Genomic DNA, 21372 nt, shown 5'->3' with positions numbered 1-21372 from the left:
TTAACCCTCATAAGGTATTACAGTCTGCTCAATAGTTCCAAACAGATTTTGCTGGTTATCATCCAGCATTTCAATTCTGATGGTATCGCCATATTGCATAAACGGCGTGGATGGTTTGCCGTCTGCCAGAATTTCCAGCATTCGTTTTTCAGCAATGCAGGATGAGCCTTTGCTGCGATCCAGATTGGATACCGTGCCTGAGCCTATAATGCTGCCTGCGCTGAGCGCTCTTGTTTTGGCGGCATGCGCGATTAATCGGGCAAATGAAAAAGTCATATCAACGCCCGCATTTGGCTGACCAAATAATTTTCCATTCAGATAACTGAGCAAAGGTAAATGAACACGGTAATCCTGCCAGTGTGAACCAAGCTCGTCAGGTGTAATCGCTACCGGTGAAAAACAACTGGATGGTTTCGATTGGAAAAAACCAAATCCTTTGGCCAATTCATCGGGAATGAGGTTACGTAATGACACATCGTTGACCAGCATCAGTAATTTAATGTGTTTGCCAGCCTGTTCAGTTGTGATGCCCATAGGTACATCATCGGTTATCACCGCAATTTCTGCTTCAAAGTCAACGCCATAATCAATGTCGCCAACCGGGATTGCTTCTGTCGGGCTTAAAAAGGTATCTGAACCGCCTTGATAGAGTAAGGGATCGGTCCAGAAATTGGTTGGCAATTCCGCACCACGAGCTTTGCGTACTAACTCTACATGATTCACATAAGCGCTGCCGTCGGCCCATTGATAGGCGCGCGGCAGCGGGGAAGCAAACTGAGCAGCATTAAAATCAAAGACACCGTTAGCCTGATTATTATTAAGCGCCTGATAAACTTCTTGCAGTTGGCCGGATACATCTGGCCATTGTTCAAGCGCTAATTGTAATGTCGGTGCAATCTGAGTGACTTTGACCGCCCTGGTCAACTGTCTGTTAACCAGACAAAGCTCGCCATCACGGCTGCGGGCAGATTTTAGTGTCGCCAGTTTCATTATTTCTCCTGATGCGCTTCGTGCAGTGTTCCACGTCTGATCTGGTCGCGCTCAATGGCTTCAAACAGAGCCTGGAAATTACCTTCGCCAAACCCCTGATTCCCTTTACGCTGGATAATTTCAAAAAATACCGGGCCAAACACGTTTTCAGTAAAAATCTGTAACAGCAGACCGCCGTCTTCGGTTTTTTCACCATCAATCAGCAACCGCTCCTGCTGTAGTCTGGCAACAGGTTCTTTATGCCAGGGAACACGATTTTCAATCATTTCGTAATAGGTGTCAGGAACATCAAGGAACTTGACGCCCTGATCGCGTAAAGTATGTACCGAATGGTAAATATTGTCAGTTGTCAGGGCGATATGTTGTATACCTTCACCACTGTACTCATGCAGGAACTCTTCAATTTGTGAAAAATCATCTTTTGATTCGTTAAGTGGAATTTTGATTTTACCGCAGGGACTTGACAGGGCACGGCTGATTAATCCGGTCATTTTACCGACAATATTAAAAAAGCGGATTTCATGAAAATTGAAGATAGATTCATAAAATTGCGCCCATTTATCCATATTGCCGCGATAGACATTATGGGTCAGATGATCGATTGCTACCAGACCGCAATTGCTTTTTGTTGCAGGGGAGCGTTTCTGCCATTGGTAGTTAAAAGGCTGGTGTTTGTCATCAACAAAATAAATCACGCTGCCGCCTATCGCCTGTATAGCCGGCAGGTGATGGTTGGCATGCTGGCAATCCTGAAACGGAGTCGCGCCATTTTTGATCGCATGATTATAGGCTGCTTCTGCGTCTTTTACTTTAAAACCCATTGCACAGGCGCCTGCGCCATGGGTTCTGGCATGGGCTTGCGCCTGACTGTCAGGGCTATTGTTTACAATAAACTGGATTTGATCTTGCTGGTACAGGCAGATGTCCTGATCGGGGTGTACTGCAACCTGTTGAAATCCCATTTCGCTGAATTGCTTGTGGAGCAGATCCGCATCAGGGCCCGAAAATTCAAGAAACGCAAAACCATCCAATCCACAAGGGTTACTTTCCGCATGCTTGTCCATAGCTGCTGCTCCATGTATATATGTTAAGATTTCGGTCTGACCAGAAATAATCCATCGGCTATTGCCAATAAGCTGACATCAACCCGGTCATCTTGCTTGAGTAACTGGTTTAAGCGGCGAATTTCCCGTGTTTGTCCGCCTGTTTCATTGTTATCAATTACCTTGCCGTCCCAAAAGATATTATCAATTGCAATGAGCCCCGACGGATTGATTAACTTTAAAGCCATCTCATAATAATTGACGTAATTTGTTTTATCCGCATCAATGAAAATAAAATCAAACTGCTGGCTATAACCTTGCGCAAGCAAATCGTTGATAGTATCCAGTGCAGGCGCGAGTTTAAGTTTAATTTTGTGATCCTGGCCCGCTTCACGCCAGAATGAGGGCGCGTTCGCTGTCCAATCCCGATTAATATCGCAGGTTATCAATTCACCGTCGTCAGGCAAGGCCAAGGCCATTGCCAGCGAGCTGTAGCCGGTAAATGTACCAATTTCCAAAACTTTGCGCGCTCTGATGAGGCGAATAAGAAACTGCATAAATTGAGCTTGTTCTGGCGCTGCCTGCATATTGGCCAGCGCCATTTTTCCGGTTTCTTCACGAAGAGCGGCAAGCACAGGATGCTCGCGCAGTGATACATCAAGCATGTAGTCGTGAAGCTCCTGAGTCATTAACAACTGTTTCATCAGGCGATTTTCTCCTGCGCCAGGCAATCAGCAATTTCACTGGTCGGAAGGTCTTCATCGCTGGAGCGTTGGAATATTTCTAACAATGACTCGGCGATACCGTTAACTTTCTGAAGCAACTGATCTTCGGGCATATTGAGATATTTACTGGCTGCAAATACCAGTCCGCCAGCGTTAATCACATAATCCGGAGCATATAAAATGCCTTTTTCATGCAACAGCTTGCCATGATAGGTATGCGCCAGCTGATTATTGGCTGCCCCCGCAATAACTTGCGCCTGAATCTGGTTAATGGTCAGGTCATTGATAATTGCGCCTAAAGCACAGGGCGAGAAAATATCGCAATCTGTTTTATGAATGGCGTCAACAGTAACTGCAGTAGCGCCGAATTCTTTGACGGCACGCTCAACAGTTGCATTATTGATATCGCTGACGGTCAATTTTGCGCCGGCTTCATGTAAATGACGAGCCAGGTTATATCCTACGTGACCTAATCCCTGTATGGCGACATGGCGGCCGCTAAGGTTATCGTTGCCGAATTTAAACGAAGCCGCTGCCTGTACGCCGCGGAAAACGCCCAGGGCAGTTGACGGCGAAGGATCGCCATGTTCCGGCCGGCTGGCAACATACGATGTCTGGCTGGCAATATTCGCCATATCGGTCAATTCGGTACCGCTGTCTAACGCGGTTATATATCGGCCGTTCAGTTCATTCACAAATTTTCCAAAAGTATGGAAATAACTAGCTCGATCAAAACCGCCTTTCGGTTTGATAATGACCGATTTACCGCCGCCTAGCGGCAGATTTGTCAGTGCTGCTTTATAGCTCATGCCGCGGGCAAGGCGCATGGCATCATGAATAGCGCTGAACAGATCGTCATATTCAATAAAGCGGCATCCGCCCAGGGCCGGGCCCAATTTGGTGTTGTGAACCGCAATAATAGCCTGCATGCCGGTGGCTGGATCGGCTTTAAAATGCAGATCGCCAAATCCATGGCTAAGCGCATATTGCATAAAATCGTTACTGGGCATAGCGATAGTTTCAGTGTGTGTTATTTTCTCAATGGACATCATCTTTCTGGCTCCATGAAATTTTTTATGCCAATGTTATAGACTGATTCGCTTCGTAAATCAATGAATTAAATTTATTTTGTCCTGATTCAAAAAGGATATTCAGTTATATTGGTTTGTATTTAGCCATTGTGCTGCGCAAATTTAGTGGGAGAAAGCCTTACTGCCTTTAAGTCAGGATACCGTCATTCCCGCGAAGGCGGGAATCCATTTCTCAAGTTGGCTCCTTACCTTGTCTGCTGGATGGATCCCCGCCTACGCGGGGATGACACAGTATCTTGCCGGGAGCGAAAAAAGAAATATTAACAGCTGCTATGGCATCGCTGTATATATTTCATTTACAATAATCGCAACACATTAATCATTGTCAGGGGATAGTAATGCGAAAAGCTGCCGGGATGTTGGCTTTTTCCTTGTTAGGAGTTGCCGCTGTAAGTGCCGAGGCGGGTAATCGTCCGGTATTGGATAAGGTTGTTTTTCAGGTTTCTGCCAAACAATGGGTTACTACCCAGACTGCGTTGTTAACTGTGAATGTTAATGCCGCGCTTACTGATTCCGATTTGGTAAAGACGAGAGCGGCGATTATGGGCAAGTTGGCAAAAATTGCGGCTGGCGAGTGGCATATTACCCAGTTTGAGCGCTCACAGGATAGCTCGGGGCTCGAAAAATTGTTTGTTGAAGCGCAGCTCAGGGTTCCGCAGGCGAATTTGACTAATGTTTATCAATCCGCCAAAGATGTCAGTAAGCCAGGTGCGACATACACTATTGCCAGCATAGAATTTAAACCGGGGCTTGAGGACGTTGAACAAATTAAAAATCAGCTGCGCGAAAAATTGTATCGTCAGGTTAATGATGAGATCGCAAGGCTTAACAAGGTTTATACTACGCAGCAATATAGCGTGAACCGGCTTTATATTATCGACGGCCAGCCCCAGGGCCAGCCTAAAAATTATCAGCCTCGTGAAATGAAAACGATGGTAATGGCTGCCGTGCCGGCGCCTGCTCCTATGGCTGTGAGTAATGAACTGGTTATGAGCGCTATGGTTGAAGCGGCTTCAAACAGACAGGGGAGTGGCAGCGTTGCAAATCAGTAATGGCGTAATTGGGCACCGCGGAGCTTCAGGGTATGCGCCTGAAAATACCATTGCGGCTTTTGATAAAGCATTGGCTTTAGGATGTACCTTTATTGAATTTGACGTGATGCTCAGCGCTGACGGCGAACCTTTTGTTTTTCATGACGAAAGTTTAAAACGGACTACTAATGGTAAAGGTGAGTTTGGTCTTGTTGACGCAAGTTATTTAGGTTCGCTCGATGCAGGTAAATGGTTTTCGCGTCATTTTAAGGGCGAAAAAATCCCGCATTTCAGGGAAGTATTAAAATGGCTTACTTTTACTAATCTCAATGCCAATATTGAAATTAAACCTTATCCTGGAACTGCAGCCCAGACTGCGGTTGCGGTATTGAGCCATATTAACCGTTATTGGCCGTCAGGCAAACCGTTGCCCTTGATCTCCAGTTTTGAACTGGAGGCATTAACGCTTTGCCATTCTCTGGCGCCTGAAATGCCGCTGGGGTTATTGCTGGATGAGTGGGATATTAATTGGCATGACAAAGCGCGTGATTTGAGTTGTTATTCAGTGCATATGAATCGTCGGGCATTAACTTCCGATCGCGTTCAGGAAATCAAATCGCAGGGATATAAGCTGTATGTTTATACTGTAAACCGTAAGCGGCAGGCGCGTAAATTGCTGGAGTGGGGGGCTGATGCCGTCTTTAGCGATTACCCTGATCTGTTGTCATGAAACGCTTTTTTCTGTTGCTCGTTTTGCAGTGCATTAGCGCATTGCTTTGGGCAAAGCCGGTTGAAATTGTTATGTGGCACTCTCTTGCCGGTCACTTGGGGGATGAGATCAATCAGCTTGCCCGACAATTTAATCACGAGCATGCCGCTTATCAAATCAAGCTGGTTTATAAAGGCGAATACACGGATTCAATAACCAGCTTCGCCGCTGCCTTTCATGCTGGTAAACCGCCAGCAATTGTGCAGGTGTATGAAGTGGGTACTGCCAGCATGCTTTCACCTGCCGGCATAGTCAAGCCGGTAGATGATTTAATGCGGGAGCAGAAACTTCCCCTGCCGGAACACGACTTTTTGCCCGCGTTACGCAGTTTTTACAGCAAAAACGACAAGCTGCAGGCTTTACCGTTTAACACATCAATCCCAGTCATGTACTACAACAAGGCAGCGTTTGCCAGAGCCGGGATCGATCATTTTCCTTCAAACTGGAACGAAATGGAGAGAGCCGCTGCCAAATTAATGAAAGCGGGTTATTCCTGCGCTTATACCAGCGCTTATCCCGGCTGGATACAGATAGAATCTTATTCGGCTTTAAATGGCTTGCCTGTGGTTACTAACCAGGGCAAAGTTGCTTATAATAATCAGGCTGTTATCAATCATTTACAACGTTTGAAGGCCTGGCAGAAAAAACATTATTTCCAGTATGGCGGCAGGGCAAGCGATGCGACGGTGTTATTTACCAGTGGTCATTGTCCAGTGTTTAGCCAGTCATCGGGTGCCTATAAAAGCCTGGATGGGCTGGTAAAATTTCCGCTGGGTGTGGCCGCTATCCCGATTGACAACACAGTTACCAGCACGCGATCGAATAATGTCATTGGCGGGGCTGCCTTATGGGTTGTTGCCGGCCAGTCAGAGGATGTATATCGCGGCACGGCATTGTTTTTTCAATTTATCGCTCATCCTGATACCCAGCAGCATTGGCACCATCAAACGGGTTACCTGCCGTTGGGAACAACAGGCGATTATAGCCGGTTACAAGGGGAAGCGACTCTGCAATTGGCACAAGTTGATTTAACAAAGGAAGAGAGCAACGCCATCTCATATGCGGCTGTACCGCAGAACCAGGTGCGGCTGATTAATGATGAAGCGTTGGAAGCAGTCTTTGCCGGTATTAAATCGCCAGCCGAAGCGATTAACCAGGCTGCAGAGCGTGCCAACTTTGCTATTACCCGTTTTTATTCCAATACCAGTAATATTAAGCCAAAATGAAGTTATCCTTTTTCGCAAAAAATGATAAACGCTCGCAAGCTTCAAGTATATTTTTTATCAGTGGCCGTAATAAAAATTCCTCACTATTTTTAAGCAAAATCCTCACAGAATTTAAAATGAAAGAAGCATTTGCAAGATTAAAGCAAGTTATGACGGGAGGTAAGATTAGCCAACTGCCCTATGAGCAAGTGTATTTTAGACTTAAGACATTAGCTGATCGGCAAAAAAAATTACCTCGCTATTTACAACATGCCTATCAATCAGAAGAAAATAAATTCTACCAATTGCTTTGTTGTATTGATGAAGACAATCTGTTTTTTGAAATTGTTTTACCAGAGGAATGGTGTCTTTGGGCTGAATTAAGCTTATTTGCAGACTGTATAAATATTCCCAAGGCATTTTATGATAGCCAAAGAAATTCCATAATCCCTCCAATGTTTCACCCGTATTTCACCTGGCATAAATACTGTGAAGAATCAGAGCAGCTTACATATTCTTTCTTATTCTTGTCGGCAATGGCTGGGCATGAGTATTTTGTACAATTTTTGCTTCCCCAACTTACGGTCATTGATTTAAAGCTATATCAGCGACTAATTTATTTTGCCGCAAAATCCGGTAACGAAACATTAGTAATGGCTCTGGTGGAGAAAAAACGTTTAAAATCTCTAAAGTTATCTTTAGATCAATGTTTAAATCCGGATAATAATGGATTTTGGAAAATAACATATCCTCTTTATGGGGCTATTGAATCAGGTAATATAGATTTAGTCGATAGATTAATTAATCTGGGCGCTAGTCTGAAATCACATTCATTAGATATTGCTGCCAGTTCAGGCAGCCTTGAGATGCTGCTCTTTATTAAAGAAAAATTAGATATTCCATTTTCTGATTCACAAGTTTTTCGCGCTACCCGTTCACCTAATAGCGATATGCTTTTATATCTTTTAAACCGGGTGCCGAGGCAGATAACACCGGGATTACTTAATTATGCTCAATATACAAACAATTCATTCAATGTAAAAATATTATTGATATACAGCAGTATTTCTATTGACCTGGCTCAACTTAATGAATGGATTGCCCCCTTAGGAGATCTTGAGCTTTTAAAAGAAATAATTTCAGAATTTAATTTAATACCTGATAAATCCACTCTTGATTTTGGCGCAAGGTCAGGAAACCTGGCCATCGTAACTTATTTAATAAGCCTGGGCTTAAAGCCAAATTATTATACTTTAGTATGTGCTGCAGAGTCAGGAAATCATCAGTTAGTACGTTATCTATTGACTCCTCCCTATTGCGGTGGTTCCATGAGGCCAAATGAGGCCGCATCGGTTAATGCTTGCCTTTCTCATAATACAGCAAGCATGGCATTAATTAATTGCCAGGGTATATTTGAAATTCTTTTAGTTATATTGGATGAAAATTCGCCTAAAAGAACAAAATATCTGAAGGAATTAAAAGAGCAGGGAATAGTGGAGGTTTTTACTGTTAATAAAGTTATTGAGTTTTTTCTAACACTGATGATAAGTTATGCGCCAGGGCATTTAATCCTGAGGCTCCGTGATTTATTCCAGCATCCCAATAATTATAAGTTAAATAAAAATGAGTTGACCGAATTCCTGGAAAAACTGGCTGAGTGTATAAGAGAATTTGAAAGCAATCCCAAGTTTCGTTACCGGCAGCCCATTCTTCAAAAACTAAATGAAACGCTTATAGAATGTGAGAGGGATCTTGAAGTGTTCCAGGAGAATGTCTTACCTGAGACGGCAGCTAATTGGTGTTCGATTTTATAAATACTGGCATCGTCAACAAAGAGTGTTGGGCTGTAAAGCCCATAGCCGTCAAGCTAAGGAATTAAATTTCTACATTTCACAATATCGTTCGGGCTGAGGAAGCGCGTTAGCGCTGTCTCGAAGCCTGTGGTACAGTGCCACGCCTTCGAGACAAATGCTCCGCATTTTCCTCAGGCCGAACGAATATGTGCTGTAAAACCCATAGCAGGCAGTTAAGGAATTTTGTACATTTACTATTCTAATTTCCTGTGTACCTGGCTTAGCTTGACGGCCATGGGCTGTAAAGCCCAACACTCAACTCAACATCCTTGATAATTACTATTTTAACCACAAGCATTATTTTTAAGCATTTTTCCATTACTTAATATATAGTTAATAAATAATCACTATAATTAATTAAAGCTCAAACCCAATTTCCAACTGGAGTGCTTCCGAATGACGCCTGAACAAATTGAAAGTCTGTTTGGATATTATAAAAGTTCAATAGGAGAGCAGAATGAACCGGATAAATTGGACCGGGTGCAATTTAATCTTGCTATTGAATTCATAGAAAAAAATGTCGATAACGAGTTGATTGCACTTGAGCCTTTGGCAAGCTTAAGTTCACGAACGCGCAAATTACACGAAGCACAATGGGAATTGTTAAAACAGATCCTTGATAAAAGCCTCTCTGCCCAGCAAGGTTATCGCTTTAATCAGCAATTGGCCCTTAAGGAAATACAAAATATCCGCAGCTTGTATGCCGTTAATGTCAGCAACAGAGAATTGCATGCTGTGCCGAATAATTTAGGTATCAGGGAAAAATATAAACAGCAGGGTAACAACTTATCGCGCCAGGAATGGCTGGCCGATAAAGATTTTGACGATATGCTTGAAGTTACCGGAACCAAAGACAAAATTGTTCGTTCACTCCTTGACAAGGAATCATTAGGCACTGCCTTACATTTTCAACGTGAAAAACACAAAGATCAGGCGCAGCCTTATGTCATTCCCTTATTGCTGAATAATAGCGCTATGGGAGTAACAAACGACCAGGGAAGCCATTGGATTTCAGCAATTGTTACAGTTGATCCGGTAAACCATACCGTTAATTACCTGCTAACTGACAGTATGCAGATTGATAAAGAACAAGAAGAGCAATATAAACAACTGATGTCGGAAGCGCTCAAATATTCTGAACAAAATTCAAATGGCCGAAGCTATGATGCGTTCTCAAACTGGACAATTACCGGCAAAGTAGAAAGTGGCAGACAGCCTGATGGCTATTCATGCGGTTACCGTGCGTTGCATAATTTATTCCGTAAGGTAGACGGGCTAGCCGCTAATGACATCGCCAGGGAATATCGCGATTTACCAAGCGATAGTAAAGCTCTGGTTAACGGATTTTATAAGGCGCTGCTTGAAGACTACGTTATTCCCGAAGCGGATTATGCAATCCTGAGCAGTAATGCAGCAGAAAATTTCAGTGCGCTTAACAACGATGGCCCTGTAGTACAGACTGAGAGATTGGTCGAGTTTCTGGAAAACGATAGCCAAATTCGTGTTCAGTCTGAACCAAAGCTTGTCCATAAGCTGATCAGCGCGTGTATAGGCCGCTTGAGAGGCAGTGACACGGTAGTTATTTTTCCCAATAATGGAAACATGCCTGATTCAGTAAGCGATGTGGAATATGAATCATTCTTTAGCCAATTGCAGAAGAAGCTGATTGAACAGGAAAGGCATTTAAAACAGTTAAAGCTCTCTCCGTGTGATAAGAAATTACTTAATGGTTTAAATGCTTATTGCAACAAAGAGGAGGGGCTGGCTATTGATGAGCTAGTTGTTGATATTGGAGCAAATATTGATATCCACACTTTAAAAATGGTCTTGTCGGGTTTATCGAAAAATGGATTAAGCAAACTTGTATTGGTAGATAAAAACGGACTCCTGTCTGAAAAGGACTGGAAAGATTTAGCAACATTTATTATTCAAGAGAAAAACCAGGTTGCAATTGGCAGAATTGATTTTCCAATGCCGTATTTTGAATCCAATCTCCAACGTAGCGTTGATGAAGCGATATCCAGTCATTTAATTGCCAGGCGCGGCCAAGAGCTAAAAGGCCAAAGCCAGCAAGAAATTGCAACAGAGCAAACCTCCCCTGAGCCCACCGAGTCCAAGCCCGAGACCAAGCGCACGAAGCGCACACGCCCAAAATTACAGAACACGGATGCAGCATCCATCGAAATTGAAATTGCACAGGAGCAAGAGGTACAGGTTGATGTCGCGGTTGACACCGAGATTGCACAGGCTAATGGCGCTGATGCCGATTATAGCGGGGTAGAAGGTTTTGGGTTAACTGAGCTGATTAGCCGGGTCAGCAGAAACGAATTGACTTTAAAGCCTGGTGCAGAATTACTGACGGAATCAGATATCCGTAAAAATTGGCATCGCTGGCATGGGGATATTGTTATTAACAATAATGCAAATCCCAGAATGGATATGCTCCGGTCAGACGAGCCGCTGCGAGGCGGAGAGGCGGTTTATAAAGACCCTAATGCCTTTTTTGATAAAGTTACGGCAAGCGCTGGCGCCCAATTATTAAATAACGCCAATGTGTTTGAATATGGCTTGAATCCGCATCGGCTTGCTGCCGGTTTTGTCATAATCCAGAACAATGAAGGCGGAAAAACTCTCCATTATGACCCAACAATTGACTCCGTAAATGATTATTTGCGGCCCGTAATAAGAGCGGACAAAGAGGGGGGCTTTTCAACATTTGCGTTTAATACAATCAAGGGCAAGCTCAAGCCTGATGACGGCCGTGATAGACAAATTTTGCAGCAATGGCAAAAGATGGTCGAGGGGCCATATAACCGCGAGCGCGAAGCGATATTCAAAAAATCGCTGCCCGGGTTATTGTTATTGAATGAAGGACAAATCAGAACATTGTTTACATTGGCCACTGATGAACAGGGCAATCTGGATAGCGGATTAATGGATTATATGCTAGCCAATGCCACGCGGGTAAAAACGCTATTTAAGGGCAACGGGCCTGATGAAATCAATAGTATGGCTTACACTGCCTTGCTGAAAAAATTTCAGCGCTTGCCTCCTGAAGCGTTAGATAATTATATCAAATTTGCCAACGAGCTTACCGAAAACGATCCTGAACAGCATATTCTATGGCAGTTGTTGAATGACGAACAGAAAACTGAGCTGGCGCAGTGGGATAAAAAACTTTCTTTTGGCAACAAGCAGTTAAATGCCTTATTGCAGGTTTATTCCGAATATTCCGCTGACGGTTTAACCCAACTGTTCAGGCAGTGGAAAGATATTGATCCCAGGCTGATGAAGGATTTGTATCCCATCCTGTTTTCAAAATCGGACTCATTTAGCGACTTTATTGCAAACGACGAACTCAGTAGAGCAATCAATTTGCTTAAATCGCTAGGCAATGTTGAATATAGCTGGTTTAAGATGTTATTACAGCAACATGCCGAAGTCGCAGGTTATGAGGAATTGCCTGCCTTGCTGCAGAGTTTTACAGCGTTCATGAGTGAAATTAATGCATACCGTCTGAAAATCGATACGCCGCCGCAATTCAGTGGGGTAAAAAATATGCCGACAGCGTTGGCACGTATGCTGTCTATCATAGCAAAAACACGATCAGAGGATCGACCTGCGCAGTGGCAGGCTATTAGCCAGTTGGATTTGGATAGTAATGCTGCTCCAAGAGCTTTTGCAGAAAGAGACGCATCGTTTGTGGTGCCGGAAATGAAAACTTCAGCCCTGCATTGTGACCCTCAAGATCGTTATAAACTGGCCTATGGCGCTGTATCGCCAGAAGTAAGATGGAAGATCATCGCAACGCCATTTGTCAGTCTTGAGAAAACACGTGAAAATTATTACCGCTACCTGGCTCATCAACCTGATCGTTTACCTCTGGCTTTTTATCAATCGATTGAGCAGACCATAGCTTCTAAAAACTGGACAGATGCTGAGAAGGCAATGGTCATGTCGATTCTTGTGCAAGCAACTGTTGGTTCTAATGTTGATCAAATGGATGTAAACAATTTACCTGCATTGGAACAACAGTGCCAGCAAATTATTAACACACTTGATAAATTGCCTTTACCTTCGGTATTAAAAGTAGCAAGAGGCAAGGTGAGAGAGCAGATAATTGTTACCCTTTTTAGCTTGAATCAGATCCCCTCTCTTACTTCATTGGATCAGCTAGTAAAATTATGTTCAAAAGCGGTTGCAAACGCATGGGGAATAAAAGCAAACGCAGAAATGTTAGCAAGAAAATGTAACATACTTGACATGATGACGGTACATCCGTTGGATCAGGCTATCTATCAAGGTATGACATTTTATAGGGAGCAGGATTATACATCAGGGAAGGAGTCGCTGTTTTATCGTCATCTTGATATCAGCGCCATATTGTTGACTGGGCATGATGGCGATTACATTTATGGGCATCCAATTGAGGTTGATAATGATTCTTCGGTTGATAGAGGCAAGTGGAGGGCCGGAGGGCTTTTAATTAGCCTTATCAGCACGTTTGGTCTGACCTCGGAGCCCAAGGCGCTTAGTATTCAGAATGCTGAAAAAATCCATAAGGCTTTTGAAGAGGCAAGTAATAAGTATGGTTCTCATTTTCATCGCGCAATCGAGATATTGCAAAAGATTAAACATAGAGGCGAACCACCTTTAAGCGCTAAGGAATTACGTGAGTTTATTGAAAAATATGAAGCGCTTGAGAAACCTGAGCAGGTAGTTGAAAGCTGGTTTAAAGATTATTTTCCTGAGAAATTTTTTGAGCAATACCGTTCGCAAGGAATTCCATCCGAGGTAAATGCGTTATTAAACGGGCGCGATCCAGAAGAAAAATCCCTTATTATAGGGATATTAACTAATTTTACTGCGGCAGGTTCAGCGGATTCCTATTTGCCTGTCACCAAAAGCCTCCTTGCCATTATTGATAAGATGCCTTTTAAAGAGCGTATGGTTTTTCTGACCCGGATAAGCTCGCCTGATTTGATCAACGATGCGGGCATTGACAAATTTCAGGAATTATTAGCCGTAATTCGTCAACATAACCTGATTGACGAATTCATGTTTTTTGCAGAAAAGGCTCAGCAATTTGAACCAAAACCTGTAACAGGACTGCTTGAAAAAACGCTGCTTTATTTGAACCGTTTGTCGCCGGCAATTAATAAGCTTGTCCAATCGCCTAATGAAGACGCCCGAGTTGAAAAAGCAGTTACCAAAATGGATTTGATTAATCCCGTGATTGATTTGTTGCTGATATCAGAAAAGAACAGTCTTAACGCAGATACCGGTATCACACAGCAAGGAGAGATTAAATACAATCCATTACTGGAGGTAATTGCACGGGCAGGTAAAATCCCCAATAAAGAACTGGAGCAGCAGTTAACTGAAGCGCTGTCGGCCTTGCCAGATAATGGTAATGACCTGACCATGACCATGCATTTGAAAAATCATTTGCATGACATTAATAATCCAAAACCGGTAGCGCCGCCAGAACGGGGGGTGCTTGAAAAAGCAGTAGAAGTGGTTGTTAATACAGTCAGTTCAGTGGCTAGCACATTTGCTAACGGGGTAAAAAATTTCTTTGGTTTTGGCGCCAAAAATACGGAGCAACCACCGGCTCCTGCTATACCGGCTGAGCCAGTTACTGCAGTTGCCGCCGAACCAGTTGTTGCTGCTGGATCAGCCAGTTTGATCGATGACAAATTGATTCGGGCTGCAATTGCGGAAATCGACGATATCAAGCGTCAGTACCGCCAATATGATCGGGTATTTGTCGCTTTATTCGAAACCATCCAGCGCACTGCCGAGCATTATAAAGGCGATAAGAAAATTATTATTAATTTCCTGCGCCCGTTTTTAAAGAAAGATTTTCAGGGGAATGCGGTACATTTTGACAAAATTGTTCTTGCATGGAATAACGTCAATTTGTTAAGCAACGCGTTTATTACGATTGATAACGCGGATATGGTCCGTTCATTATGCACTCATTTTAATAAAGAAGCAGGCGAGTACACGCCAACTTCTTTATTGAAACTGTTAACGCATCCTGATTACACCGCGCATGAAAAATCGGAGCAAGTGCTGTTTCTCAATATCTTGACTTCGCTTATTAATAACGGCAAACCGTGCACAATGGCGGAATTAACTCAATTAATGCATGTATCAAAAGACGATAAGGAGCTTGTTGACGTATTGAAAGCGATCTATCAATCAGCGCCTTATCCTTCATTAAGCCAGTTTAATGCGTGGTTAGAAGCTTATGCCGCTGAGCCGGAGCAAAAGCCAAAAAGCGTTTATTTGCTCGAACGTTATCAACAGTTTGACAAACAACCTTGCCCACGCGAGGAGAACAACGGTTTTAATCCGGACTATGCGGCTTCGCAAGCGAAAAAAATGACGGGCATTCACTATACCCCAGAAAAGATTGCTGAGCTGGATAACGAAATTAAAGCAGTTAAAGAACTTGGTTCGGCAGCGATTAGGCAGGAATTGGAACAATCACGGCAAGGACTGTTGCAACCACCGCTGAGCAATGCCCGGTTAACCGCGCTGGTTGCCGAATTATTATACCGCACCAAAGGAAAAGAGGGCGGTAACGGCAACTCATTTGAAATTCATACAACCCAATATCTGGCTATCCATTCTGCCCTTGAGTCCGGTCAGCATGTCACCAGTGAAATCGGCACCGGCGAAGGTAAATCAAGAATTATGATGCTATTGGTGGCTTGCCAGTATGCCCGCGGTAAAACAGTGGATTTCGTGACCAAAGATGTTCAGCTGGCTTTACGTGAATATCTGGAATTCAAGCCCTTCTTCCAGGCTATGGGTGCGGAAACAAATCTGATCTATCAGTATACTCCGGCCAGTGAATATAAAATCGGCGGAATTAACTTTTCAGATGCCCATAATCTGAGCTTGTGCCGCAATAAAGCAGCCAGCGAAGGTAAAGGACATCTGGTCCGTCATCCTGACAAAACCAAATGTGCATTAATGCTTGATGAGGCCGACAGTGTTTATTTTGACTGTGCCAATTTACGCTACAATTATTCCGCTCTGGCTGATGACTCCATTCGCGGTATGCCGTGGATATATGATGTGATGCTTGATTTCTTTTCTGATCCGGAAATGAAACAGGAACGCATAGAGGCTTACTATAACGATATTGATTGGTGCAATACCTTACTGAAAGACTATATTGAAATTAAAAAAGGCAAACCCGGCACTGAGAAACTCAAAGGCGTTTCCGACGCGCAACTTGAAATCTGGCAAGATTCGGCAGTTACCGCGCTTTCTCTTACTTTCAAAAAGGATTTTGTTCTGAGCAGTAATATTGAAATTCAGACTTCAACCGGGCCGAAAATTGTGAGTCAGGCCCATTTGATCACCAAAAATGAAGCCAATCCTCATGCCAGGTTTTCATTAGGCGTGCATCAATGTCTTGAAGCGCTGCTGAACAAGCGTAAAAAGGAGCTGGAGGGCAAAGAGCCGGAAACAGAGTTTGAATACGAACTGGCTAAATGTGCACATGATTTTTATGTTGATGATGAAAAACAGATTGTTTACTCAACGATGAGTAAAGCGCTTCTGGATGATTACGATCAGGGCATGCTGTGTGCGGTGACTGGTACAGCTGGTTCGATTAAAGAACAGCAGGAAGCCAGTATGATGTATGGCGCTGGCAATAATGCGCCCATGCAGTTTATTACCGTACCAAGACACAAAGGACTAAACCGGGAAGATCTCCCGTTATACCTCGCTGAAAAGCCGCGCGCCAAACTTGCGCTGCTGATTAAAGAGATTAAACAGGCCAGAAAATATAATCAGCCGGTATTGCTGATTTGTGAAAATGATGTCGAGGCAACCACCCTTTTTGAGCAACTTAAAGCCGCTTTTCCTGACGATCCGTTGCTAACGCAAATTCATGCCAAAACCGAGCAGTCCGTTGAAGCCGATCATATTAAACATCGGGCCGGTTTACCGGGAATGGTTACTGTGTCGACTGGCGGTAAAATGGGACGTGGTACCGATATCCCGCTCCATGGCGAAGCGGACAGACGTGGATTAAGAGTAAGGGCGACTTTTCTGCCGTCAGAACGTGAAATGTATCAGATATTTGGCCGTGCAGGGCGTTTTGGCAAGAACGGCGATGCCGGTATTGTGGTTGCCAAACGCGAGCTAAAAGAAAAACTGGGTAAAAAAACCCTGACCGATGGTTTTTATACCGCATCAACAGCTTATATCAGGCAGCAACAGGCAATTATGGACCGTAAATCGCAGGTTGAGCGATTAATTAAATTTACAGCGGCCGATTATATGAAAAGGTATACTGATAATTTCTTTAATGATTTTTTCCCTAAAGTTGATGCCAACCAGCGGAAAGCTGTTAATGGAACATGGGCGAAATTCATTGGCGCGGCCAATCTGAAATGGAATGAGGCATGGCGCAAGATTGGTAGTGAAATGGATAAGGTTGATCCTGACCTGGATAAAATTAAAAATCATTTTGCCGAGTACGAGAGCTATGTAACTGAGCGTTGGGCTGAATTAAAGGCTGAGTTAAATGCTGGTCCGAGTAAAGAGCAGGCAGCAGTGATACAGCCTAATCCGGCAGGCAAACTGGAGTTTTCGGCGCAGGCTGAAAAGTTGTTAACCGGTTTTGATGTTAAAAAAATTATTGCTCTCAAAACACCGGTTACACCAAAATACTATCCGGCTTATGATGGTAAAGCCGTCCTTTATCCAAGCTTTGGCGCCAGCTTCAAAGCCTGGTTCCAAAAACCGTTATTTGCGGATTTCAGAGCCTGGGTAGCTGGCCGTGGTATATTATTCCCTAATTTACGAGCCTGGAGCAGCGGTGCAATGACCTTTGGCGAATTTATTACCGGAGTGAGCCGTGCCAGGTCTGAGCCTGTGCAAGAAGCGCCAGCACAGAAAACGCCAAGTGAGATAGTTAAAGTAGAGGATGACACGGTTCATGAGTCCTATGCTATAGTAGGTAAAAAGACGGGCTTAACACTTGAAACGGCTCATCAACCAACAGCCGCGCAGCCTGTTGAGCCAGCGAAATCAGTTAAAATATGGGCAAGTAAACCACCTCAATCAGGGGATATGGAAGAATTAACTGATGAGCCGGCAGCAAAAACTGGCAACAGGACTCATTAATGGAGACTGAAATGAAAAATAATGTATCTCTATGGTCTGACACTGTTATTAAAAATATTCAGGAAGCTGTAGAAGAGGATAATTTGGATAAATTATTGGTGGCAGGCGATACCCGCTTGTTATTGGATGCTGCCGAACGGGCAGCAAAATTGAATAAGCCTGGTATAGTCAATGGTTTACTGAAACGATATGAAAAGCAACCGGATAATTATAAGCTGATAGTAAATTTAGCTTTAAAAGGTTATGCAGCGGCAGGTAATTTTGAACGGGTTAAAGAGATGATAGGCCTGGGCGCTGAACCGACCCATGCTTTCAATGTCTTGACGCAAAACGATAAAATCCACGAGCAATGGCGTGAGTTACTGGCATGTATCTCAACAGAGAAACAACGTGCTTTACTTATCGACAATTTAGAAATTTATGGTATAGATGCGGCAGATCCTTCTGAGCGGCCATCAGGGCCGTAGAGTTTACTGTCTGTGCGGCAGTGCTATTAACTTAAGCAATTCGTCATCCCCGCGCAAGGCTTTGTTGAATAAAAGTTCTGTCATTCCCGCGAAGGCGGGAATCCATTTCTCAAGTTGGCTCCTTACCTTGTTTGATGGATGGATCCCCGCTTTTGCGGGGATGACAAATTTCTTAACTTAATGGCAGATGAAGGCGCCTCTGGGGATGACAAATTTTTTCCAGTCATTTAAGTTAGTTTATTTTCATGGCATTCTACCTACAGGATTAACAAAAACAAGGACGCTGCTATGTATTCCAGTTTAAAAAAAACTGCGGGTAGAGTAAAAATGACTGCAGTTGGCCTTGGCCATGCCCGCTTCTGGGCTAGCCTCGGCGGTGAACTTGAATATATCAATTCCGCCCATTCAGAACAGAGCGGTAAAAAAATAGGTATTTTTTGTGTTCATGGCACTGCCGACAGAGCTTATGGTCTGGGGCCTATCGCCAGGCGTCTGATTGAAAAGGGATTACCAAAAACGGTATCAAAGATTCATCTGGTCAGCTTCGAAGGACGTGGTGCGGGGCATGGTATCGAATTCTTTGCCGCACAGTTAATACAGCAAATTAAAGACGCCGGTTATACGGAGGTTTACCTGTTAGGCCATTCTCGTGGCGGGCTGGTATGCAGCTATGCTGCGGAATATCTGGCACAGGAACATAATATACGTGTTCATGCAATTTTTAATCTCGCATCGCCATATGGCGGTTCTGATCTTGCCTTTGAGTTTTTAGCGTGGTTTTCTACATCAGTAGAACAAATGCAGCCTGGTAGCGAGTTTCTTTGTGAACTTACGAAGAAAGTATTAGTTTCTTCGGTAAAGTACTACTTTTTTGAAGCGGGTGAAGACGGTATTGTTCGTAAAGGTTTGGCTTATATTGCTGAATATGTGAAGCATAACCCTGATTCATTAATTAAATTGGAAAAGCACACGCATTTATCTATTGTTTCGTCTCATGATTTGGTAACGATAATTTGTTCGATGGTTGATGGCAGTTATAAAAGACCGGTTGAACAGACGCCTCAACCTATATTTGCCTTGAATTTATTTTAAGGAGTGTTGGGCTTTTAAGCCCATAGCCGTTCGGCCTGAGGAAAATGCGGAGCATTTGTCTCGAAGGCGTGGCACCGTACCACAGGCTTCGAGACAGCGCTAAAGCGCTTCCTCAGCCCGAACGTAGTAGTGAAATGCGGAAATTTAATGCCTTCCAACTCACAACGGCTCCATAAAAATCTTCAAATCCGGCTTTTGCTGCATTCGATACTGATAAACAGCATAAAAAGCCAGCACATTCTTCAAATAATTCCGTGTTTCCTGCCAGGGCAAAGTTTCAATCCAGATATCAATTTGCTTTGGAGGATGGTTTTTCAGCCAATAATTAACCTGCCGCGGCCCTGCGTTATAAGCAGCGGCAACCAATATCGGATGGTATCGAAAGCGCTTGGCCAGATGCTTTAAATAAGCGGCGCCAATATTAATATTTTTTTGCGTTGAAAACAGTTGCGCTTTATCGGTGTAGGCGATTTTTTCCCGCTTGGCAACCTGACTGGCCGTCTGCGGCATAATCTGCATCAGACCGCGTGCGCCAGCTGACGATACCACATCATCGCGAAAAGTACTTTCCTGTCTGATAATGGCATAAATAAATTCAGCAGGAAGCTGATAACTCTTGGCGTAGGCGCTGACTGTTTCATGGTGGGCTAATGGAAAACGTAACGCCAACTGATTATTTAATTGCTCATTACTGCTCAGATAAATCGCTTTGCCGTGCCATTGCAGCTCATTGGAGACCCAATATATCACCGCGCTTTTATCTTCTTTAGGCAGCTCACTGACAAAATCATTGAGCATGCGGGATGCTTCTACCGTTTGCTTTGAAAAATACAGCGATTTAATGTTATCAATAACAGGTTGATAAGGCTTCAGCAGCGCCATGTTTTTAATTGGATTTTCGTTACAGAAAGCCGGTTTTTTGTTTAAATGCAGGCTGGCCAGGAAGCCATAATAATTTCGGGTTTCAGCCAGTTTCTGATAAATTTCCTTTGCCTTGGCCGAATCGCCGGTTGCTTCTTCTGCCCGAGCTAACCAATATTGCCAGCAGGGACTTTCCGGATCCTGATAACTAGCCAGTTTTTTGACTTCTTTCCACTGCAAGCGCTTTAAGGCATAACGGATTTGCCAGTCGAGTAAAATATCAGTGTAGTAACTGGACTGAACTTTGGAAAACCAATCGCTGGCATCATCATGGTTACGCATGGCTTTGTATAACGCCACATGGGCTAGAAAAGCCTGCTTCTGGGCTGGCGATAACAGTTTTTTTGCCTGATCGTTTCTGGAGTATTGAATCGCTTTATCCATATTGATTGCGACCATGCGTTTCAACCCATAGAGATAAAACTCATCATGCAGATCACCCGATGTGACTTGGGTAATGCGGGCAGGGTTCTGATGAATGGTAACTAATAATTGTTCATCTTTGTGCCGTGGTTGTCGATATTGTTTTAACAGATATCGCGCCAGTGCCAGATTGCGCTTTTCAAGCGCCAGGTTTATACGCTGTGATAACAATTTTTCATCGAAATTATCGCTTTTGAGCATTAAATCAAATAACTGATTACACGCCTGCGGCCTTGATTCGGCACTGAGCCATAATGGTTTGGCAATTTCAAATGCCTGGGCTTGCCTGTCCTGATAGTAATCAGCAAGGCCTGCAAAACATTGCAACCCGATATCGTCAGTAGGTTTATAGTATTTGCTGAATTCCCCCCAGTTTTTCTGCCGTGCCAATTGATATAGCCAACGCTCCCGCAGTTTCACGGCAAGAGGAGTATCATCACTGATAAAAGCCAGAAATTCGCTATCAGGCTGGGCCGGTAAATTCTGACGCCATTTTAAATAATTGTTAAACCGTTCAGTATAAGCCTGACCAGAAATGTCACCGCTCCATGAGGGCAAGGCAAACAGGCTAGCCGCCAAATAAAAACAAACAAGTTTTTTCAT

Annotated in this window: 12 protein-coding genes; 7 read left to right on the top strand and 5 right to left on the bottom strand. The window is 43.7% G+C overall.

Annotated features, from left to right (window positions below):
• From ACFORL_RS01840 to ACFORL_RS01825, 4 genes are read right to left on the bottom strand one after another with little or no spacing between them, the layout of a single operon-like run.
• A complete protein-coding gene (locus ACFORL_RS01840; protein ID WP_382340527.1) occupies positions 1–990 on the bottom strand; it encodes a fumarylacetoacetate hydrolase family protein in 990 nt (329 codons plus the stop codon).
• A complete protein-coding gene (gene hppD, locus ACFORL_RS01835; RefSeq protein ID WP_382340525.1) occupies positions 990–2054 on the bottom strand; it encodes a 4-hydroxyphenylpyruvate dioxygenase in 1065 nt (354 codons plus the stop codon). The genes ACFORL_RS01840 and hppD overlap by 1 nt, the downstream gene beginning before the upstream one ends.
• A 23-nt stretch (positions 2055–2077) precedes the next feature.
• Positions 2078–2737, bottom strand: coding sequence for a class I SAM-dependent methyltransferase (locus ACFORL_RS01830; RefSeq protein WP_382340524.1), 660 nt, complete (start codon positions 2735–2737; stop codon positions 2078–2080).
• Positions 2737–3810 carry a Leu/Phe/Val dehydrogenase gene (locus ACFORL_RS01825; protein WP_382340523.1) on the bottom strand — a complete coding sequence of 358 codons (1074 nt, stop codon included), beginning with the start codon at positions 3808–3810 and terminating at the stop codon, positions 2737–2739. Before ACFORL_RS01825 ends, ACFORL_RS01830 begins: the two co-directional genes overlap by 1 nt.
• A gap of 377 nt (positions 3811–4187) precedes the next feature.
• Here ACFORL_RS01825 and ACFORL_RS01820 point away from each other — a divergent pair, with 377 nt between their 5' ends.
• From ACFORL_RS01820 to ACFORL_RS01790, 7 genes are all read left to right on the top strand, one after another.
• Positions 4188–4901, top strand: a complete 714-nt coding sequence (locus ACFORL_RS01820) for a hypothetical protein (protein WP_382340521.1) — start codon at positions 4188–4190, stop codon at positions 4899–4901.
• Complete coding sequence (ugpQ, locus tag ACFORL_RS01815; protein WP_382340858.1) at positions 4888–5610, top strand: glycerophosphodiester phosphodiesterase; 723 nt, start codon at positions 4888–4890, stop codon at positions 5608–5610. The genes ACFORL_RS01820 and ugpQ overlap by 14 nt, the downstream gene beginning before the upstream one ends.
• A complete protein-coding gene (locus tag ACFORL_RS01810; protein WP_382340519.1) occupies positions 5607–6875 on the top strand; it encodes an extracellular solute-binding protein in 1269 nt (422 codons plus the stop codon). Before ugpQ ends, ACFORL_RS01810 begins: the two co-directional genes overlap by 4 nt.
• 116 nt (positions 6876–6991) lie before the next feature.
• The gene (locus ACFORL_RS01805; RefSeq protein ID WP_382340518.1) at positions 6992–8668 is read left to right on the top strand and encodes a hypothetical protein; all 1677 of its coding nucleotides are present in this window, start codon (positions 6992–6994) and stop codon (positions 8666–8668) included.
• Positions 8669–9103: 435 nt separating this feature from the next.
• On the top strand, positions 9104–17866 hold the full coding sequence (locus ACFORL_RS01800; RefSeq protein ID WP_382340516.1) for a preprotein translocase subunit SecA: 8763 nt from the start codon (positions 9104–9106) through the stop codon (positions 17864–17866).
• A gap of 11 nt (positions 17867–17877) precedes the next feature.
• The gene (locus ACFORL_RS01795) at positions 17878–18333 is read left to right on the top strand and encodes a hypothetical protein (RefSeq protein ID WP_382340515.1); all 456 of its coding nucleotides are present in this window, start codon (positions 17878–17880) and stop codon (positions 18331–18333) included.
• 288 nt (positions 18334–18621) lie between these two features.
• Entirely contained in the window at positions 18622–19425 is an 804-nt protein-coding gene (locus ACFORL_RS01790; RefSeq protein ID WP_382340513.1) for an esterase/lipase family protein, read from the top strand.
• A 159-nt stretch (positions 19426–19584) separates the two neighbouring features.
• Here the strand turns inward: ACFORL_RS01790 and ACFORL_RS01785 are convergent, their stop codons facing one another.
• Positions 19585–21372, bottom strand: coding sequence for a lytic transglycosylase domain-containing protein (locus ACFORL_RS01785; protein ID WP_382340512.1), 1788 nt, complete (start codon positions 21370–21372; stop codon positions 19585–19587).

This window comes from Legionella dresdenensis, assembly GCF_042649825.1.
GTDB classification, from domain to species: Bacteria; Pseudomonadota; Gammaproteobacteria; order Legionellales; family Legionellaceae; genus Legionella_C; species Legionella_C dresdenensis.
Note: the sequence above shows the minus strand (reverse complement) of the source record. Positions and strands in the feature narration are given on the sequence as shown.

Coding starts and splice junctions, on each gene's coding strand:
- ACFORL_RS01820 (WP_382340521.1), top strand. CDS start 4,188: ATGCGAAAAGCTGCCGGGATGTTGGCTTTTTCCTTGTTAGGAGTTGCC.
- ACFORL_RS01790 (WP_382340513.1), top strand. CDS start 18,622: ATGTATTCCAGTTTAAAAAAAACTGCGGGTAGAGTAAAAATGACTGCA.
- ACFORL_RS01840 (WP_382340527.1), bottom strand. CDS start 990: ATGAAACTGGCGACACTAAAATCTGCCCGCAGCCGTGATGGCGAGCTT.
- ACFORL_RS01785 (WP_382340512.1), bottom strand. CDS start 21,372: ATGAAAAAACTTGTTTGTTTTTATTTGGCGGCTAGCCTGTTTGCCTTG.
- ACFORL_RS01830 (WP_382340524.1), bottom strand. CDS start 2,737: ATGAAACAGTTGTTAATGACTCAGGAGCTTCACGACTACATGCTTGAT.
- ACFORL_RS01805 (WP_382340518.1), top strand. CDS start 6,992: ATGAAAGAAGCATTTGCAAGATTAAAGCAAGTTATGACGGGAGGTAAG.
- ACFORL_RS01800 (WP_382340516.1), top strand. CDS start 9,104: ATGACGCCTGAACAAATTGAAAGTCTGTTTGGATATTATAAAAGTTCA.
- ACFORL_RS01810 (WP_382340519.1), top strand. CDS start 5,607: ATGAAACGCTTTTTTCTGTTGCTCGTTTTGCAGTGCATTAGCGCATTG.
- ACFORL_RS01795 (WP_382340515.1), top strand. CDS start 17,878: ATGAAAAATAATGTATCTCTATGGTCTGACACTGTTATTAAAAATATT.
- hppD (WP_382340525.1), bottom strand. CDS start 2,054: ATGGACAAGCATGCGGAAAGTAACCCTTGTGGATTGGATGGTTTTGCG.
- ACFORL_RS01825 (WP_382340523.1), bottom strand. CDS start 3,810: ATGATGTCCATTGAGAAAATAACACACACTGAAACTATCGCTATGCCC.